We start from the raw sequence: 13,516 nt of genomic DNA, 5'->3' as shown, positions 1-13,516 counted from the left end.
TTTTTAGTTTGTATCGGTTGCGCGGTTACTTATAGCGAATGCCTTTTTCGATATTTTCATCTTGCATGGTTTTGTAGCGTTTATGCAGCCACATCCATTGTTCTGGAGCGCGAAGAATCAGTTCTTCGACGTATTTGTTCATATAAGCCGCGGCGGCCACTTCATCTTTCTGCGGATAGTCTGCCTCGATGCATTTATCCGCCATGATTTCGTACTTACCGTCGCTGTTTCTAAAGCCAGAGCCCGGGATGATCGCACACTTAGAGGTGTACGCGAGAATACTTGTACCGGTGGTGGTACACGCATCCTCAATCGCAAAGAACGGAACAAAAACCGACTTGTTACGCCCGTAATCGTGGTCGGGTAAATAGAACAAACGCTCACCGTCGCGCAGTACGCGAATCATTTGCTTCACGTCTTTACGGTCAATCAGTTTGTTGCCGTTGTGTGTGCGTCCCCAGTACTGGATAAAGTTATATGCCGGGTTGTTGTGCGGGCGAAAAACGCCGTATCCGCCAATCCCAAGAACGCCAAAAGCACGTGCGGTGATCTCTAAGTTGAGCGCGTGTACGCAGCACAATAAGACCCCTTGCCCTTGCTTGGATTTTTCGCGCATGGCGTGAGTATCTTTATCGACGATCAGTGTCTTAAAGCGCCACGTTGGCCAAAACCAGGTAATACCGGTCTCAATCAGTGCCATACCGGTGTTTTTGAAGTTCTCTTCAACCAGTTGTTGGATCTCTTGCTTCGACTTGTCAGGGAACGATAGCTCAATATTTCGCGTCGCAACGTGAACGCGTTTTGCCCCGTAGCGCATACCGATCTGACCGAGCTTGCGCCCTAGTGACAGCAAAATGCGATAAGGAAGAATATTGACCACCAATGCCAACAAACCAAAGCCCAACCAGACGCCCCAGTTTTTTGGATGCAGTAAGGATAGTGAAAACTCTGGCGGTGTAAGTTTGTCTTTACTCATGATTATTACTTAATTTGTGCACTTAGCAGCGCCCAATACTCTTCAAAGTTTGCCGTTGGCTGATATTTGAAGTCTGAACGTACAAAACGGTTCAGACTGCCTTCGACTTGCCCGAGGAGCTGCGCAGCTAAAATTTTCTCATCAACAGGGAAGGACTTACCTTCTCTCAGTTTACGTTCACGCAGAATCTGTCGCAGAGAAGTTTCAATACGCTCAAACAGTTGATTGATTCGCTCTCGCAACCTTTCATTTTCAAACATGAGTGCATGACCAGAAAGAATGCGACTTAGGCCTGGGTTGCGCTCGGCAAACGCCAGAATGAGCTGCAGAACCAAACGAATGCGCGTTAGCGTATCTTTCTCTTCATCGAGGATACGGTTGATACGAGACATCAGTGACTCTTCAATGAACTCGATCAACCCTTCGAACATGCGAGCTTTGCTTGGAAAATGGCGATATAACGCGGCTTCAGAGACACCGACCTGCTTAGCGAGTTTTGCGGTAGTAATGCGTGATGCCCCTTCGTTGGACTCCAGCATTTCTGCCAATGCTTGCAAAATTTCATCTCGGCGGTTGGTTTTTCTTGTTCCGGCCATGAACGTTTTCCTTTTTACCATTCTGAATAAAAGGCTAGAAAGCCGAACGATCGGCGTGCCTAGCCAGACAACCTGAATAAATACGGTGTAAGCGTGTTTTGAAGTTTTAAGCTTCTAATTTTTCTGCAATCGTTGCCATGATTTGAGTGGCAATTTGTTGTTTTGAGGCAAGAGTAAGTGATTGCTTACCATCTTTCCAGTATAGGGTTATTGCGTTGTCGTTACTATTAAACCCTTGGCCTTCTAGCGAGACATCGTTAGCACAAATCAAATCAAGATTCTTTTTCGCCAGCTTGTTACGGGCGTAGTGCTCAACGTCTTGCGTCTCTGCGGCGAAGCCAACCGTAAACGGTCTCGAGGTTTGCAATGCAGCAACAGAAGCGATGATGTCTGGGTTTTTGACCATAGTAATCGTCATTTGGTCGCTATCATCGGTCTTCTTGATTTTTTGCTCGGCAACCGTTTGAGGGCGGTAATCGGCAACGGCAGCACAGCCAATAAACACATCGTGCTGTGGCGCGTGTTGCATCGCAGCGTCATGCATTTGCTGCGCGCTGGCGACATCAACACGTTTTACCCCAACCGGTGTCGCTAATGAGACTGGACCAGCAATTAAGGTGACGTCGGCCCCAAGCTGCTGAGCTGCCTGTGCTAGCGCAAAGCCCATTTTGCCTGAGCTATGATTTGAGATGTAACGCACCGGATCGAGCGCTTCACGCGTGGGACCAGCCGTAATCGCAATGGATTTACCTTTCAGCGGCTTATCTGCGAAGAACTGCTCACAGTGTTCGACAAGCTGCATGGGTTCTAACATTCGACCTGGACCGACATCGCCACACGCTTGTTCGCCTGCCGCAGGACCCCAAACTGTCATACCACGACGCTCAAGAGTCGCGATGTTTTCCTGAGTAGCGACATTACGATACATCTGCTGGTTCATCGCAGGCGAAACCGCAACAGGAGCGTCAGTGGCCAAAACGAGCGTGGTTAACAGGTCATTACCCATTCCCGCCGCCATGCGCGCGATTAAGTCTGCGGTCGCCGGCGCTAGCAAGACGAGGTCTGCCCATTTGGCCAGTTCGATATGCCCCATTGACGCCTCGGCTGCCGGATCCAACAAGCTGTCTGAAACGGGCTTGCCGGAGACCGCTTGCATTGTCAGAGGGGTGATGAACTCTTTTGCTGCTTTGGTCATGACCACCTGAACTTCAGCGCCTCGTTCGATGAGTCGACGAGTCAGCTCGGCACATTTATAGGCGGCAATGCCGCCGCTGATACCGAGGAGGATTTTTTTTCCTGCGAGTGTTTGCATGTCGCTGTCCATACTAATTTGTCAAAACTGCGCCAATATTATCACAACTGCAAAGGGGAGTGGTTTTGTGTCGTGTCGGCTCTGTGAATCGCCAAGTTTTTATACAATCAAGTAATGAGTCAATTGATAAAATCCTAGTCTGACTCACAGACGATTTTATCGTACAGCTGCATTATATATGCGCAGTCTATTCATAATAATTAGGTGACAGGATGAAAAGCCGTACCAAACTTTTACTACTTACTTTATTGCCTTTAGTTGCAATCACGGCAATGGTGACCAGTGTTTATTACTGGAGTGGCCTTAGAGCGCTAGAGAGTGAGTTACACAATTATCGTAGTGAATTACTCGAAACTAAGAAAAGTGAACTAAAAGCGTTTTTGATGATGGGGGTTACAGCGGTGAAACCTCTTTATGACGCAGATGTAAACGGAGAAAACAAAGAGCAAGCTAAAACGATTCTCAAAGCGATGCGCTTTGAAGATGACGGTTATTTCTTTGCGTATGACTCGCAAGGGGTCAACACCCTGCACGCGATCAAACCGCAGTTAGAAGGGAAAAACCTTTACGGTTTGAAAGATGAAAATGGCGTGGCGGTGATCGCAGGCCTTATCGACGCGTCAAAAAGTGGTGATGGGTTCTTAAATTTCTCTTGGCATAAACCAACCATCGACGCGCAGGCGCCTAAACTGGGCTACGCCGAGTATCTATCGAAATGGGATTGGGTCTTAGGTACGGGTATCTACATCGACGATGTCGATATCCAAGTCGCGCAATATCAGACAGAGCGCTTAGCTAAGTTGCAAGAACAAACCCTGTTTGCTACTGGCCTGTCGTTGGTCGGCCTGATTCTTACTGGTGTTGTGGTGAGCGTGTTGGTTTCGCGTGCGACGCTGCCTTTGCAGCATATTGTCGCTTCATTGGAAGATGTTGCCGCGGGTGGTGGTGATTTAACCGCGCGTCTAAAAGTAGAAACCAAAGATGAGGTTGGCGACGTTGCTCGCGCCTTTAACCAGTTTATGGACAAACTCCATCCGTTGATTGCGGAGATCCGTCAATCGGCTGAAGTGGTGCAGAGTGCTGCCCACGATCTCGATGATCAAAGCTCATCTGCCAACGAGAAGATGCAAGATCACTGTCTGGAAACCGATAAAGTCGTGACCGCTGTAACCGAAATGAGCGCGACAGCTCGTGAAGTGGCAAATAACACCAATTCGACCGCACAAGCGATTGAGTCGGCTAACCGTCAGATTGATGAAGCGCAGTTGGAAGTGGGCCAAGCGATCGAAGGTATCGCACAGTTGGTCGCGGAAGTGAACCTGACTTCTGAAGCGATTCAAGAATTGAGCGATCACACGGATCAGATCACCAAAGTATTGGATGTGATTGGCGATATCGCGGAACAAACTAACTTATTGGCACTCAATGCGGCGATTGAAGCGGCGCGTGCGGGTGAGCAAGGACGCGGTTTTGCGGTGGTTGCCGATGAGGTACGCACGCTGGCGAGCCGTACACAAAATAGCACGCTTGAGATCAGCGATATGCTCAAACAGCTTCAGTCAGGGGTTGCTCGTGCGGTAACCACGATGAACGCCAGTCAGGCGCGCGGTGAAAAGACCGTCAATGAGTCGGAACATGTCAAACACTCGCTATCGGGGATTCAACACGCGGTGAGCTCAATCCATGATATGGGGATTCAAACCGCTTCAGCGGCTGAGCAACAAAGCGCGGTAGCGGAAGACATCAACCAGAATTTGGTCGCGATACAGCAAATCGTCAATGAATTGAGTGACAACTTCAACAGCACGCAAACCATTACCGCTAGCTTGTCAGCTTCAGGGCAAGATATGGGTAAGCTGGTTGGTAACTTTAAGCTCTAAGTAACTTATGAGTTACAGCTAAGCTTGATCTCAACCGATAAAAAACGAAGGCCAGTTGCGGCCTTCGTTTTTATTTGGCTTGAATAAGCTTCCATCCACCCCATTTGGACGTTCTAGATGAGCCTGAAGCGCTTTCCCGCAGAATCCATGCCTAGAGAAAAGTTACTAAGTCATGGCCCTCAATCGCTCACTGACGCAGAATTACTGGCTATTTTTCTACGTACCGGTACTCAGGGCATGAATGTGCTTGAGCTCGCGAGTCATTTGCTGCAGGAGTTTGGCTCTTTGCGTGCGTTGTTCTCAGCGCCAGAGGCGAAATTCTGTTCTTATAAGGGGCTTGGGCAAGCGAAGTACGTTCAGTTGCGTGCGGTGCTAGAAATGACACAGCGTTATCTTGCTGAAACGTTAAAACGAGGTGAGGCTCTGACGAGTCCGCAGCAGACTAAACTGTATTTATCTGGATTGTTGCGTGATAAGCAGCGCGAAGAGTTTTTTGTGTTGTTTCTTGATAATCAGCATCGGGTAATTTGTGGTGAACCATTGTTCCAAGGCACGATTGATGCCGCTTCAGTCTATCCGAGAGAAGTAGTGAAGCGCGCTTTAGAGCATAATTCAGCAGCGCTTATCCTTGCCCATAACCATCCATCTGGTGTCGCAGAGCCGAGCCAGTCAGACCGCCGGATCACCCGTAGAATAAGCGATGCGCTCGCATTAGTGGACATACGAGTGCTCGACCATTTTGTGGTTGGGGACGGCGAGGTTATTTCTTTCGCGGAAAGGGGATGGATTTAAATCACATTATTTGTTGTGAGTTGCTGGTTTTCTGCTACAATCGCCCGACATTTTTTGAACTAAAATTCAGCTCTGCTTAAAAAAAGATCACGAAAACCTTGAAAAAGGATCTGTTCGGGTCTTGAGCAATGCTAGTCAAGTTAGTATAATGCGCGACCTTTGATAGCCTTGTATGGGTTTCCATAACGGCGCTAGACCTCTAACTTCTTGTTTAGAAATAGAGAGGTTCGGCCACCAAGGTTGATATCGAGCTGAAACGATTTTGGAGAAGACATTCATGTCACGAGTATGCCAAGTAACTGGTAAGCGTCCAGTAACGGGTAACAACCGTTCACACGCACGAAATGCTACTAAGCGTCGTTTTCTGCCGAACCTACAAACTCATCGTTTCTGGGTAGAGAGCGAAAAACGTTTTGTTAAACTACGCCTAACTGCAAAAGGTATGCGCATTATTGATAAGAAAGGCATCGATGCTGTTCTTGTTGATATTCGTGCACGTGGCGAAAACGTTTAAGAGGAATATAGGCAATGGCAAAGAAAGGCGTTCGTGAGAAAATCCGTCTAGTATCTTCTGCAGGTACTGGCCACTTCTACACAACTGACAAGAACAAGCGTAACATGCCAGGCAAATTTGAGATCAAAAAGTTTGATCCAGTAGTTCGCCAGCACGTTATGTACAAAGAAGCTAAGATCAAGTAACTGATCCTTCTTTAAGCTTCCTTCGGGAAGAGTGAAATTGAAAACCCAGCTATAGCAATATAGTTGGGTTTTTTATTGCCCGTTATCCAGAGATTCTTCTCTGATAGCCGATTGGTGCAATTTCTGCTACGTTTCAGTGACGACTTTTATCGATTAGGAATCATTGGCTATGCGAGTCTCTGTGGCACGGCGCCGTCGCTGGAATAATATCCTCATTCTCGGCATCATTGCTTTTATTGCAATACTCAACCTGCCAACCATCATTAAGACCTACTTAATTGATCCGCCAGTAGAGCAAAGCACCGAACCGCTGTTGTTTAACCCTAACGCGCAAGTTGAAGCGATTCATTTTTCCGACTGGTCGCTGGAAAAAGTGGATGGACAGTGGAAGTCCACTCAGGCCATTGAGATTCCCGCCCAAGAATTAGTTTCACGCTGGAACGCATTAGTGGGTACCGAAGTCGATCAAGCGACCTTTGACAGCTTAAAAGACAAACTGAATGCTCCGCAGACGATAGAAGTTTGGTATACCGAGCTTGAAGAGCCCCAACGGATCACTTATTACCAACTTCCCCAATTTTGGTTATTGAAAAACTGGCAAGAACAATGGATTGCGGTTTCGGTCGATCCAAATTTTCTACTGCCTTTGAGTCAGTAGTAGGCGAGTGAGTTGGAAGCGAGTGGATGTGCGCACTACAATATGCGTCCATTCATTCGTTATTTGCAGAACACGAAACAGAGAATAGGTCAGAGCAATGCCGGAGTTACCAGAAGTCGAAGTCAGCCGCATGGGGATATCACCGCACTTGGTGGGAGAGAAAGTCGCAAAGTTGACGTTTCGTACCCCCAAATTACGCTGGGATATTCCCGCTGAGCTAAAGCAAATGGAAGGTCAGGTGATCCGTTCGGTTTCCCGCCGTGCAAAATATCTGATGATAGAAACCGATCTCGGCAGTGCGATTGTGCATCTTGGCATGTCAGGCTCATTACGTGTGCTGGACGCTGAAATTGCCCCGAGCAAACACGATCATGTGGACCTGAAACTCGAAAATGGCAAAGTGCTGCGCTACAACGATCCGCGTCGCTTTGGCGCTTGGCTATGGACGGAAAATGGCGAGCATACTGCACTCAATCACATGGGGCCTGAGCCGTTAACGGATGCGTTTAACGCTGACTATATGCTAGAGAAAGCGGCGAACAAACGTGTTGCGGTGAAGCAGTTCATCATGGATAACAAGGTCGTTGTGGGGGTTGGGAATATCTACGCTAGTGAATCACTCTTTAGTGCTAAGCTTCATCCATCTAAAGCAGCAGGCCAACTCACGCAAGAACAATGGCAAAAGCTGGTGCAAGAGATAAAGCAGGTGTTAGCTACAGCGATCAAGCAAGGTGGAACAACCTTGAAAGACTTTTCTCAGGCTGACGGTAAGCCGGGCTATTTTGCCCAAGAACTTCAAGTTTACGGTCGTGCTGGAGATGCGTGTTTAAGTTGTGGAAATGAGATCGAGGAATTGAAAATCGGCCAGCGAAATACGTTCTTCTGCCCTCACTGTCAGCATACGTAGCGCATTTAGTGCTGCTTTATGCGATATGCTCCCATATTCAATTAGGTTCTTGAGCTTTCTCTCTATTCTCAAGCCTATCTCATAAATTAGATGCTCGCCTCTTTGCGAATCAGTACACCTGTTATAACGTATGCGGCTTATTGTGCAAAGAGGCAGCGTTTGTCGTTGGATTGCGACCAATATTTCCCGTTCTAGCGCCCTGCCTCTGTTTGCTTATTTTGTTACCGTATTCCATTTTTATCAGGTCATTATGAGTTCTTTTCAGTACAACTATCGTTTACTCATCAGAATTGTCTTACTCATTAATCTTTTAGGCATTGTATTTCTCACACTTTCGCGTGGGATCTTTTTCTCTTTGGTCGCCGAACCCGAGATGTTGGTGGGGATAAGCCAAGATGTTGTGCGAGCATTCGTCGTGGGGGCTAGGTTTGATGCAAAGATAGTCCTGATTGGATTTGCACCTCTACTATTGATGGGCCTGTTGATGGCAGCGAAGCAAGGCGCCTTCCACGTTTGGCTGCGTTTGGTGCCTTGGTACAGCGCGATAATTTTCTTCTTACTCTGCGCGCTGTCGATCGCCAACTATTACTACTACGATACCTATGGCAATTATATCGACGTCTTTGTGTTCGGCTTGTTTGATGATGATACCAAAGCCGTATTGGATAACGCATGGGAAGATTACCCGATTGTCCGCTCGTTCTTAGTCTCTGTTGCGGTGGCAGGGATTGCGTGGTTTGCTACCCGAGCTTTGCTTAAAAGAGGCCAGCGTTGGCGTTGGCCGTCTAGGCACTGGGCGATGACAACCGCCTCAATTCTATTGATGATTGTTGCTTACGTTATTGTCGCGCGCGGTTCGGTAGGTAGCTTGCCGTTGAAGCGTTATCACGCCAATGTATCACAGTATAAACCGCTGAATGTGATTACGCCGAATGCCTTTATGGCTCTCAGTTGGGCGAACAGTGACTACAAAAAACAGGCGACGTTTGAACCAATCAGTGAACAAGCGCTTACTGAGCAAATGGTGAAAGTGTTGGGGCAACCGACGCCGGAATACCAAACGCAAGAAAACCCGTATTTAGAGAAAAATCCACCACACGTAGTAATGGCGTTAATGGAAGGGATGGGCAATAACATCCTTATCGAAGATGACCCAGAAAAGAATGACTTGCTGGGTAGCTTGCGTGACGCCTTTAAAGAGGACTTTGTCTTCAAGCGCTTCTTAGCTGGCACCACCGCGACGATTGATAGTATCGTGATGATGTTGTTCCACAGTGATGTTCCGACCATTAGTCACAGCGCGGCACAAAAAGTGGCGCTGCCTAGTTCAGCGGTACTGCCTTACAAGCGAGCGGGCTACGATGTGGTCTTTGTTTATGGTGGCAACAGTATGTGGCGTAATCTGGCCAATTACTTACCTATCCAAGGCTTTGACACGGTTTATGATGAGAACAGCATCATTCGAGCGTTCCCTGAAGCTAAAGCCTATGCGGATACGTGGGGAGTGCCAGACGGTTACACCTTTAAGTTCGTGAAAAAGCTGCTCGATGAAGCCACCAATCCGACCATGGTGTATATCATGACCGTAACCAACCACTCTCCTTATCGCGCGCCTAAGTATTACGAGCCAAAAGCCGTGCAGGTGAGCGAACGGCTTAAGAGCTTGGTCAGCAGTATTGCAGGGCAAGAACAAAACTTGCTGGAAGCTTATCAATACGCCAATGACGCTTTAGGGCAGTTTATCAAGAGTGTGAAGAGCTCAGACTTAGCGAGCAAGACGATCATTGCTGCCTCGGGAGACCATCGCGTACGTTCCATTTCTACTAAGCGACGCGAAGAGTTTGCCGCGAGCTATGGCGTGCCTTTCTATCTCTACGTGCCCAAACCGATCCTCGAGCATACTCGCTACCAGTATGAGCCCCAAAGGGTCGGTTCTCATCGAGATATCTTCCCAACGCTGTACCACTTTAGCTTGTCTAAACAACAATATATCAGCTTAGGTGGCGAGAACCTGCTTTCAAGCGAAGGCGTAAGCAACCGTGGTTACAACTCCCGCCGCTGTATTAACCAGTGGGGAGCGTACGACAACAAGAGTCCTGAGATGCTGTATCCATGGGGAGAAGGGTTTATGACACAAGCCGAGGCGAGTCAGAATCCTGATATTGAATGGAGTAAGGAATACAAAAAATTACAGAACTACTATCTGCGCTCACAAGTCACAGCCCAGATGTAGTGAAAAGCGTTGTAGGCGGGGCTAGCTCCGCCTACACGTTAAGACTTTATTTGTTTTTCAGTGCTTCTGCGACACAAGGTGGCACGAACTCATCCACATTGCCGCCATGAATCGCAACTTCTCGTACGATCGTCGAGGACAGAAAAGCGTATTCATCCGAGGGCGTTAAGAAGATACTCTCTAAACTCGGTAGCAGCTTTTTGTACATACTGGTTAAACCGAATTCGTATTCAAAGTCGACCGTGGTACGTAGTCCGCGGATAAGAATGTTGGCTTTAACTTGTTTGGCAAAATCCACCATCAAGCCGCTAAATCCTTGTACTGATACGTTATCTAGATGGCTGGTGACTTGTTCCACCAAATCGACACGTTCTTCTAGCGAGAACATCGTGTTTTTACTCGGGCTGGCTGCCACTGCGATCACTACCTCTCCAAACATGGAAGCCGCACGTTCAATAATATCGAGATGGCCGTTGGTGATCGGATCAAACGTACCGGGATAAATCACTTTATTTAACGTCATTATTTAAGACCTTATGGTAGATGTCTTGGTAAAGGGTAGCAGTATGACGAATGTCAAACGAGCGCATTTTTTCCGCGCCGCCAGTGATTAACTGCCCTCTCAAATCCGCATTCTGTGCTAATTTATCGATGTGATTTGCCAGTGCTTGTGCATCACCCGGTTCAATCAGCAGACCGGATTGATTGTGTTCTATAATGTCCGGAATTCCGCCTGCATTCGACCCAACTGCAGGTAAGCCTGCGTGAATTGCTTCCAGAATCACTGAGCCTAAACCTTCTGAGTAAGAGGGATGTATCAGCAAGTCTGCGGCTTTAAACCAATCTCCCATACTCGATTGCTTGCCTTCAAAGCTCACATTACTTAAGCCTTGAGCTTGAAGTTCTAAGTTTGCTCGCTCGCGTCCATCACCAAGAATTGCGATATGGATATTTGGGTTGCGCTGGGAAAGGATTTCTGCCGCTTGAATGGTCACATCATGGCCTTTATGCTCCAGCAAGTTGGCCGCTTGAATGACCAAAAACTTGCCGTTAAAGCGCTGCTTGATTGCCTCAACTGCTGTATCGTTGTATGGATAGGTAACCGGAGAACTAGGAATGATCGCAGTCAGATGTTTTGGATGGCGCAGTTGAATTTGTTTGACTATCTCTCGACTCAAACCTATGAGCGCACTGGCGTTATTGTAGGCCAACGTTGATAGCCACTTGTTTTTTAGCGGATTATCAATCCGACGCGTCACAATGTAAGGCACATTAAATAGCTTTGATTGGATTAGAGCCCAGTAAATTGCACGGCCTTCGTGTACGTGGATTACCTGGCAGTCAGCGGTAATACTACGTTGGTGTGAGCGTAAAAAGTGCGTCGCAGCAACCAGTGTACAGTCTAGTTTTTCGATTTCAGCATAAAAAGGGCTGGCTGGGTTTGCTACGACAGTCAGCTGATAGTTCAGAGCTAATTGCTGCTTGATTAATTGCAGTGTTTGACGTTCACCACCGCTAAATCCTGATGCTAAGTTGACGTGGCAAATTCTCATTACTTCTTATTATCCTGTTGTTTCACGTAGTCTCGAATCCACAAATCAGCGTAGCGAGTGAAGGTGGTATTGGCGCTAAGAATCGCTAGCAAGAGCCCGTGTCGACCATCGAGAAAACCGCGTTTGATGATGTACATTTTGAAAAAGCGGAAGAAGCCGTGCAGTATTGCTCCGCTTAAACCACTGCGCTTTTTACCTTCTCTTTGATCAGCCCAAGATTTCATGTAAAGCTGAGTTTTCCCAGTATACTGGCTCAAAGAATCAAAGGTATAGTGCAGTAAGTCGCCCGATAAGTGAGCTTTGCTCATACCTTTGGGAATTTCCACACTTTCGTGAACTAAGGAATCGTTGTACTGGGTTTCTTCACGTCGATAGAGTCGAGTAATGGTGTCTGGGTACCAGCCAGAGTGACGGATAAATTTGCCTAGTGCATGAGTCAATCTATCTAACGTGTAACAGGTTTGCTTAGGGTTATCTGCTAGTACTTTTTCAATCGATGATTTTAGCTCGGGTGTAACGCGTTCATCCGCATCAAGCGGTAGAACCCAATCGGACGTCATGTATGACTGCGCTACTTGGCGCTGCTTACCAAAGCCTCGCCAATCAGTATGGGTATAAAATTTATCGGTGTACTGACGTGCAATGGCTTCGGTGTTATCGGTACTGCCTGAATCAACAATGACGATTTCATCCACCCACTCTTTTACCGTTTCTAGACACTCCGCTAAATGTTTAGACTCGTTTTTGACGATCATCAAAACGCCGATCGTGGCTTTACTCATGATGCATTACCTTCTAGTAACGGTTTAAGTTTGTTTATTACCATGTCCGTTGTGATACTGCTCATCACATGCTCACCTTTGACACGCGTGCTCCAAGGAAGTTGCTCTGCTGGTTTACCTTGTTGTTCTTCGACAAACTGTTCATACACGCTCGCAACAGAATTTAAATCGTTGTATGGACCGGTGCGTTTTGGATTGCTATGGCCATACAATCCAATCACAGGAGTGCCTTGAGTCGTCGCAATATGAGCAGGTCCAGAATCGGGAGCGATGACGATTTTGGCTTCGGCTAAGATTGCTGCGAGCTGTTTTAGTGATGTTTGCCCAATAAGGTTTAGGATTGGGTGCTGCGCTGAGTGAATAATCGCTTCACCGAGATTTCGCTCTCTTTCAGCGGGAGAGCCGCACAGCACGACCTGATAACCTTGCTCAGAAAGCCAGTCAGCAATTTGGGCGTATCTGTCAGTCAGCCAATTACGCTCATCTTTACTTGCCGCAGGACTAATGACAACTGTAGGGCGGTTGTTTAGCTGTTGCTTAGCGAACTCGATGTCACTCTTTGCAATGGGTAACCGCCATTGTGGCGCCGTTTTAGGCACGCCCAAGTATTCGATAAATGACATAAAACTGTCGAGTACATGCTGCGAACTGGTATCTGAAATCTTTTTATTGGTGAACAGCCACTGGCCTTCTTTCGCACGCTGGAAATTAAAACCGACTTTGTAGGTGGCTTTGATGCCCATTGTCAGCAAGCTGGCGCGAAGTGCGAGTTGCATGTGGACGAGCGCATCAAATTTACGGCCTTTCAGCTGAGCCCAAATTTTTTGCATCCCTTTGAGGCCTTCTTTCTTGTCGAAGACAATCAGCTCGACGCCTTCTAGTCCTTCCAGCAGTTGCGCTTCGACCTTACCGATAATCCAAGTCACTTTGGTATTTGGCCATTGCATCTGCAGAGCTTGTACAGCTGCAACAGCGTGGCAAGTATCGCCAATTGCAGAAAGACGCAGAAAACAGACCGACTCTGGTGCAGAAGAGAACAGTGGCATAGATGGTGCTCAAGAGATAAAAGTGGTTAGAATTATGCAGACAACGCTAAGAAATGTAAAATAGCCGCCATTACTATCAGTC

General features: G+C 47.4%; 14 protein-coding genes. 7 read left to right on the top strand and 7 right to left on the bottom strand.

The annotated features are described in order from the left end of the window. Window positions 1–25 precede the first annotated feature (25 nt). The 3 genes from HCZ42_RS10250 to coaBC form a co-directional block, all read right to left on the bottom strand. Window positions 26–976: a Kdo(2)-lipid IV(A) acyltransferase gene (locus HCZ42_RS10250; protein ID WP_167420613.1), complete on the bottom strand. Its 951-nt coding sequence runs from the start codon at window positions 974–976 to the stop codon at window positions 26–28. A 5-nt stretch (window positions 977–981) separates the two neighbouring features. Further along, entirely contained in the window at window positions 982–1,572 is a 591-nt protein-coding gene (gene slmA, locus HCZ42_RS10245) for a nucleoid occlusion factor SlmA (RefSeq protein ID WP_053409990.1), read from the bottom strand. Between the two features lie 106 nt (window positions 1,573–1,678). Continuing rightward, window positions 1,679–2,884: a bifunctional phosphopantothenoylcysteine decarboxylase/phosphopantothenate--cysteine ligase CoaBC gene (gene coaBC, locus HCZ42_RS10240; RefSeq protein ID WP_167420612.1), complete on the bottom strand. Its 1,206-nt coding sequence runs from the start codon at window positions 2,882–2,884 to the stop codon at window positions 1,679–1,681. 212 nt (window positions 2,885–3,096) lie between these two features. Here coaBC and HCZ42_RS10235 point away from each other — a divergent pair, with 212 nt between their 5' ends. From HCZ42_RS10235 to HCZ42_RS10205, 7 genes are all read left to right on the top strand, one after another. Further along, window positions 3,097–4,764: a methyl-accepting chemotaxis protein gene (locus HCZ42_RS10235; protein WP_167420611.1), complete on the top strand. Its 1,668-nt coding sequence runs from the start codon at window positions 3,097–3,099 to the stop codon at window positions 4,762–4,764. Between the two features lie 117 nt (window positions 4,765–4,881). Continuing rightward, complete coding sequence (gene radC / locus HCZ42_RS10230; RefSeq protein ID WP_167420610.1) at window positions 4,882–5,556, top strand: RadC family protein; 675 nt, start codon at window positions 4,882–4,884, stop codon at window positions 5,554–5,556. A gap of 277 nt (window positions 5,557–5,833) precedes the next feature. Then, on the top strand, window positions 5,834–6,070 hold the full coding sequence (gene rpmB, locus HCZ42_RS10225; protein WP_004728407.1) for a 50S ribosomal protein L28: 237 nt from the start codon (window positions 5,834–5,836) through the stop codon (window positions 6,068–6,070). 14 nt (window positions 6,071–6,084) lie between these two features. Beyond that, window positions 6,085–6,255 carry a 50S ribosomal protein L33 gene (gene rpmG / locus HCZ42_RS10220; RefSeq protein WP_004410866.1) on the top strand — a complete coding sequence of 57 codons (171 nt, stop codon included), beginning with the start codon at window positions 6,085–6,087 and terminating at the stop codon, window positions 6,253–6,255. Window positions 6,256–6,424: 169 nt separating this feature from the next. After that, window positions 6,425–6,913, top strand: a complete 489-nt coding sequence (locus tag HCZ42_RS10215; RefSeq protein WP_167420609.1) for a hypothetical protein — start codon at window positions 6,425–6,427, stop codon at window positions 6,911–6,913. 97 nt (window positions 6,914–7,010) lie between these two features. After that, window positions 7,011–7,820: a bifunctional DNA-formamidopyrimidine glycosylase/DNA-(apurinic or apyrimidinic site) lyase gene (mutM, locus tag HCZ42_RS10210; RefSeq protein ID WP_167420608.1), complete on the top strand. Its 810-nt coding sequence runs from the start codon at window positions 7,011–7,013 to the stop codon at window positions 7,818–7,820. 250 nt (window positions 7,821–8,070) lie between these two features. Further along, window positions 8,071–10,053: an LTA synthase family protein gene (locus HCZ42_RS10205; protein ID WP_167420661.1), complete on the top strand. Its 1,983-nt coding sequence runs from the start codon at window positions 8,071–8,073 to the stop codon at window positions 10,051–10,053. A 46-nt stretch (window positions 10,054–10,099) separates the two neighbouring features. Here HCZ42_RS10205 and coaD read toward each other — a convergent pair whose 3' ends face one another. Genes coaD through HCZ42_RS10185 form a run of 4 tightly spaced genes read right to left on the bottom strand, consistent with a single transcriptional unit; the run spans window position 10,100 to window position 13,434 of the window. Continuing rightward, complete coding sequence (gene coaD, locus HCZ42_RS10200) at window positions 10,100–10,576, bottom strand: pantetheine-phosphate adenylyltransferase (RefSeq protein ID WP_167420607.1); 477 nt, start codon at window positions 10,574–10,576, stop codon at window positions 10,100–10,102. Beyond that, the gene (locus HCZ42_RS10195; protein ID WP_167420606.1) at window positions 10,563–11,606 is read right to left on the bottom strand and encodes a glycosyltransferase family 4 protein; all 1,044 of its coding nucleotides are present in this window, start codon (window positions 11,604–11,606) and stop codon (window positions 10,563–10,565) included. The genes coaD and HCZ42_RS10195 overlap by 14 nt, the downstream gene beginning before the upstream one ends. Beyond that, complete coding sequence (locus tag HCZ42_RS10190; protein ID WP_167420605.1) at window positions 11,606–12,388, bottom strand: glycosyltransferase family 2 protein; 783 nt, start codon at window positions 12,386–12,388, stop codon at window positions 11,606–11,608. The genes HCZ42_RS10195 and HCZ42_RS10190 overlap by 1 nt, the downstream gene beginning before the upstream one ends. After that, complete coding sequence (locus tag HCZ42_RS10185; protein WP_167420604.1) at window positions 12,385–13,434, bottom strand: glycosyltransferase family 9 protein; 1,050 nt, start codon at window positions 13,432–13,434, stop codon at window positions 12,385–12,387. Before HCZ42_RS10185 ends, HCZ42_RS10190 begins: the two co-directional genes overlap by 4 nt. Window positions 13,435–13,516: the final 82 nt, after the last annotated feature.

This window comes from Vibrio hepatarius, assembly GCF_011806575.1.
GTDB lineage: Bacteria > Pseudomonadota > Gammaproteobacteria > Enterobacterales > Vibrionaceae > Vibrio > Vibrio hepatarius_A.
The sequence above is the reverse complement of the archived record's forward strand: the minus strand, read 5'-3'. Positions and strand labels throughout refer to the sequence as shown.

Excerpts from the sequence above, each read along its gene's own strand:
- coaD (WP_167420607.1), bottom strand. The coding sequence starts at position 10,576 with ATGACGTTAAATAAAGTGATTTATCCCGGTACGTTTGATCCGATCACC.
- HCZ42_RS10235 (WP_167420611.1), top strand. The coding sequence starts at position 3,097 with ATGAAAAGCCGTACCAAACTTTTACTACTTACTTTATTGCCTTTAGTT.
- mutM (WP_167420608.1), top strand. The coding sequence starts at position 7,011 with ATGCCGGAGTTACCAGAAGTCGAAGTCAGCCGCATGGGGATATCACCG.
- coaBC (WP_167420612.1), bottom strand. The coding sequence starts at position 2,884 with ATGCAAACACTCGCAGGAAAAAAAATCCTCCTCGGTATCAGCGGCGGC.
- HCZ42_RS10205 (WP_167420661.1), top strand. The coding sequence starts at position 8,071 with ATGAGTTCTTTTCAGTACAACTATCGTTTACTCATCAGAATTGTCTTA.
- HCZ42_RS10250 (WP_167420613.1), bottom strand. The coding sequence starts at position 976 with ATGAGTAAAGACAAACTTACACCGCCAGAGTTTTCACTATCCTTACTG.
- rpmB (WP_004728407.1), top strand. The coding sequence starts at position 5,834 with ATGTCACGAGTATGCCAAGTAACTGGTAAGCGTCCAGTAACGGGTAAC.
- rpmG (WP_004410866.1), top strand. The coding sequence starts at position 6,085 with ATGGCAAAGAAAGGCGTTCGTGAGAAAATCCGTCTAGTATCTTCTGCA.
- HCZ42_RS10215 (WP_167420609.1), top strand. The coding sequence starts at position 6,425 with ATGCGAGTCTCTGTGGCACGGCGCCGTCGCTGGAATAATATCCTCATT.
- HCZ42_RS10195 (WP_167420606.1), bottom strand. The coding sequence starts at position 11,606 with ATGAGAATTTGCCACGTCAACTTAGCATCAGGATTTAGCGGTGGTGAA.
- slmA (WP_053409990.1), bottom strand. The coding sequence starts at position 1,572 with ATGGCCGGAACAAGAAAAACCAACCGCCGAGATGAAATTTTGCAAGCA.
- radC (WP_167420610.1), top strand. The coding sequence starts at position 4,882 with ATGAGCCTGAAGCGCTTTCCCGCAGAATCCATGCCTAGAGAAAAGTTA.
- HCZ42_RS10185 (WP_167420604.1), bottom strand. The coding sequence starts at position 13,434 with ATGCCACTGTTCTCTTCTGCACCAGAGTCGGTCTGTTTTCTGCGTCTT.
- HCZ42_RS10190 (WP_167420605.1), bottom strand. The coding sequence starts at position 12,388 with ATGAGTAAAGCCACGATCGGCGTTTTGATGATCGTCAAAAACGAGTCT.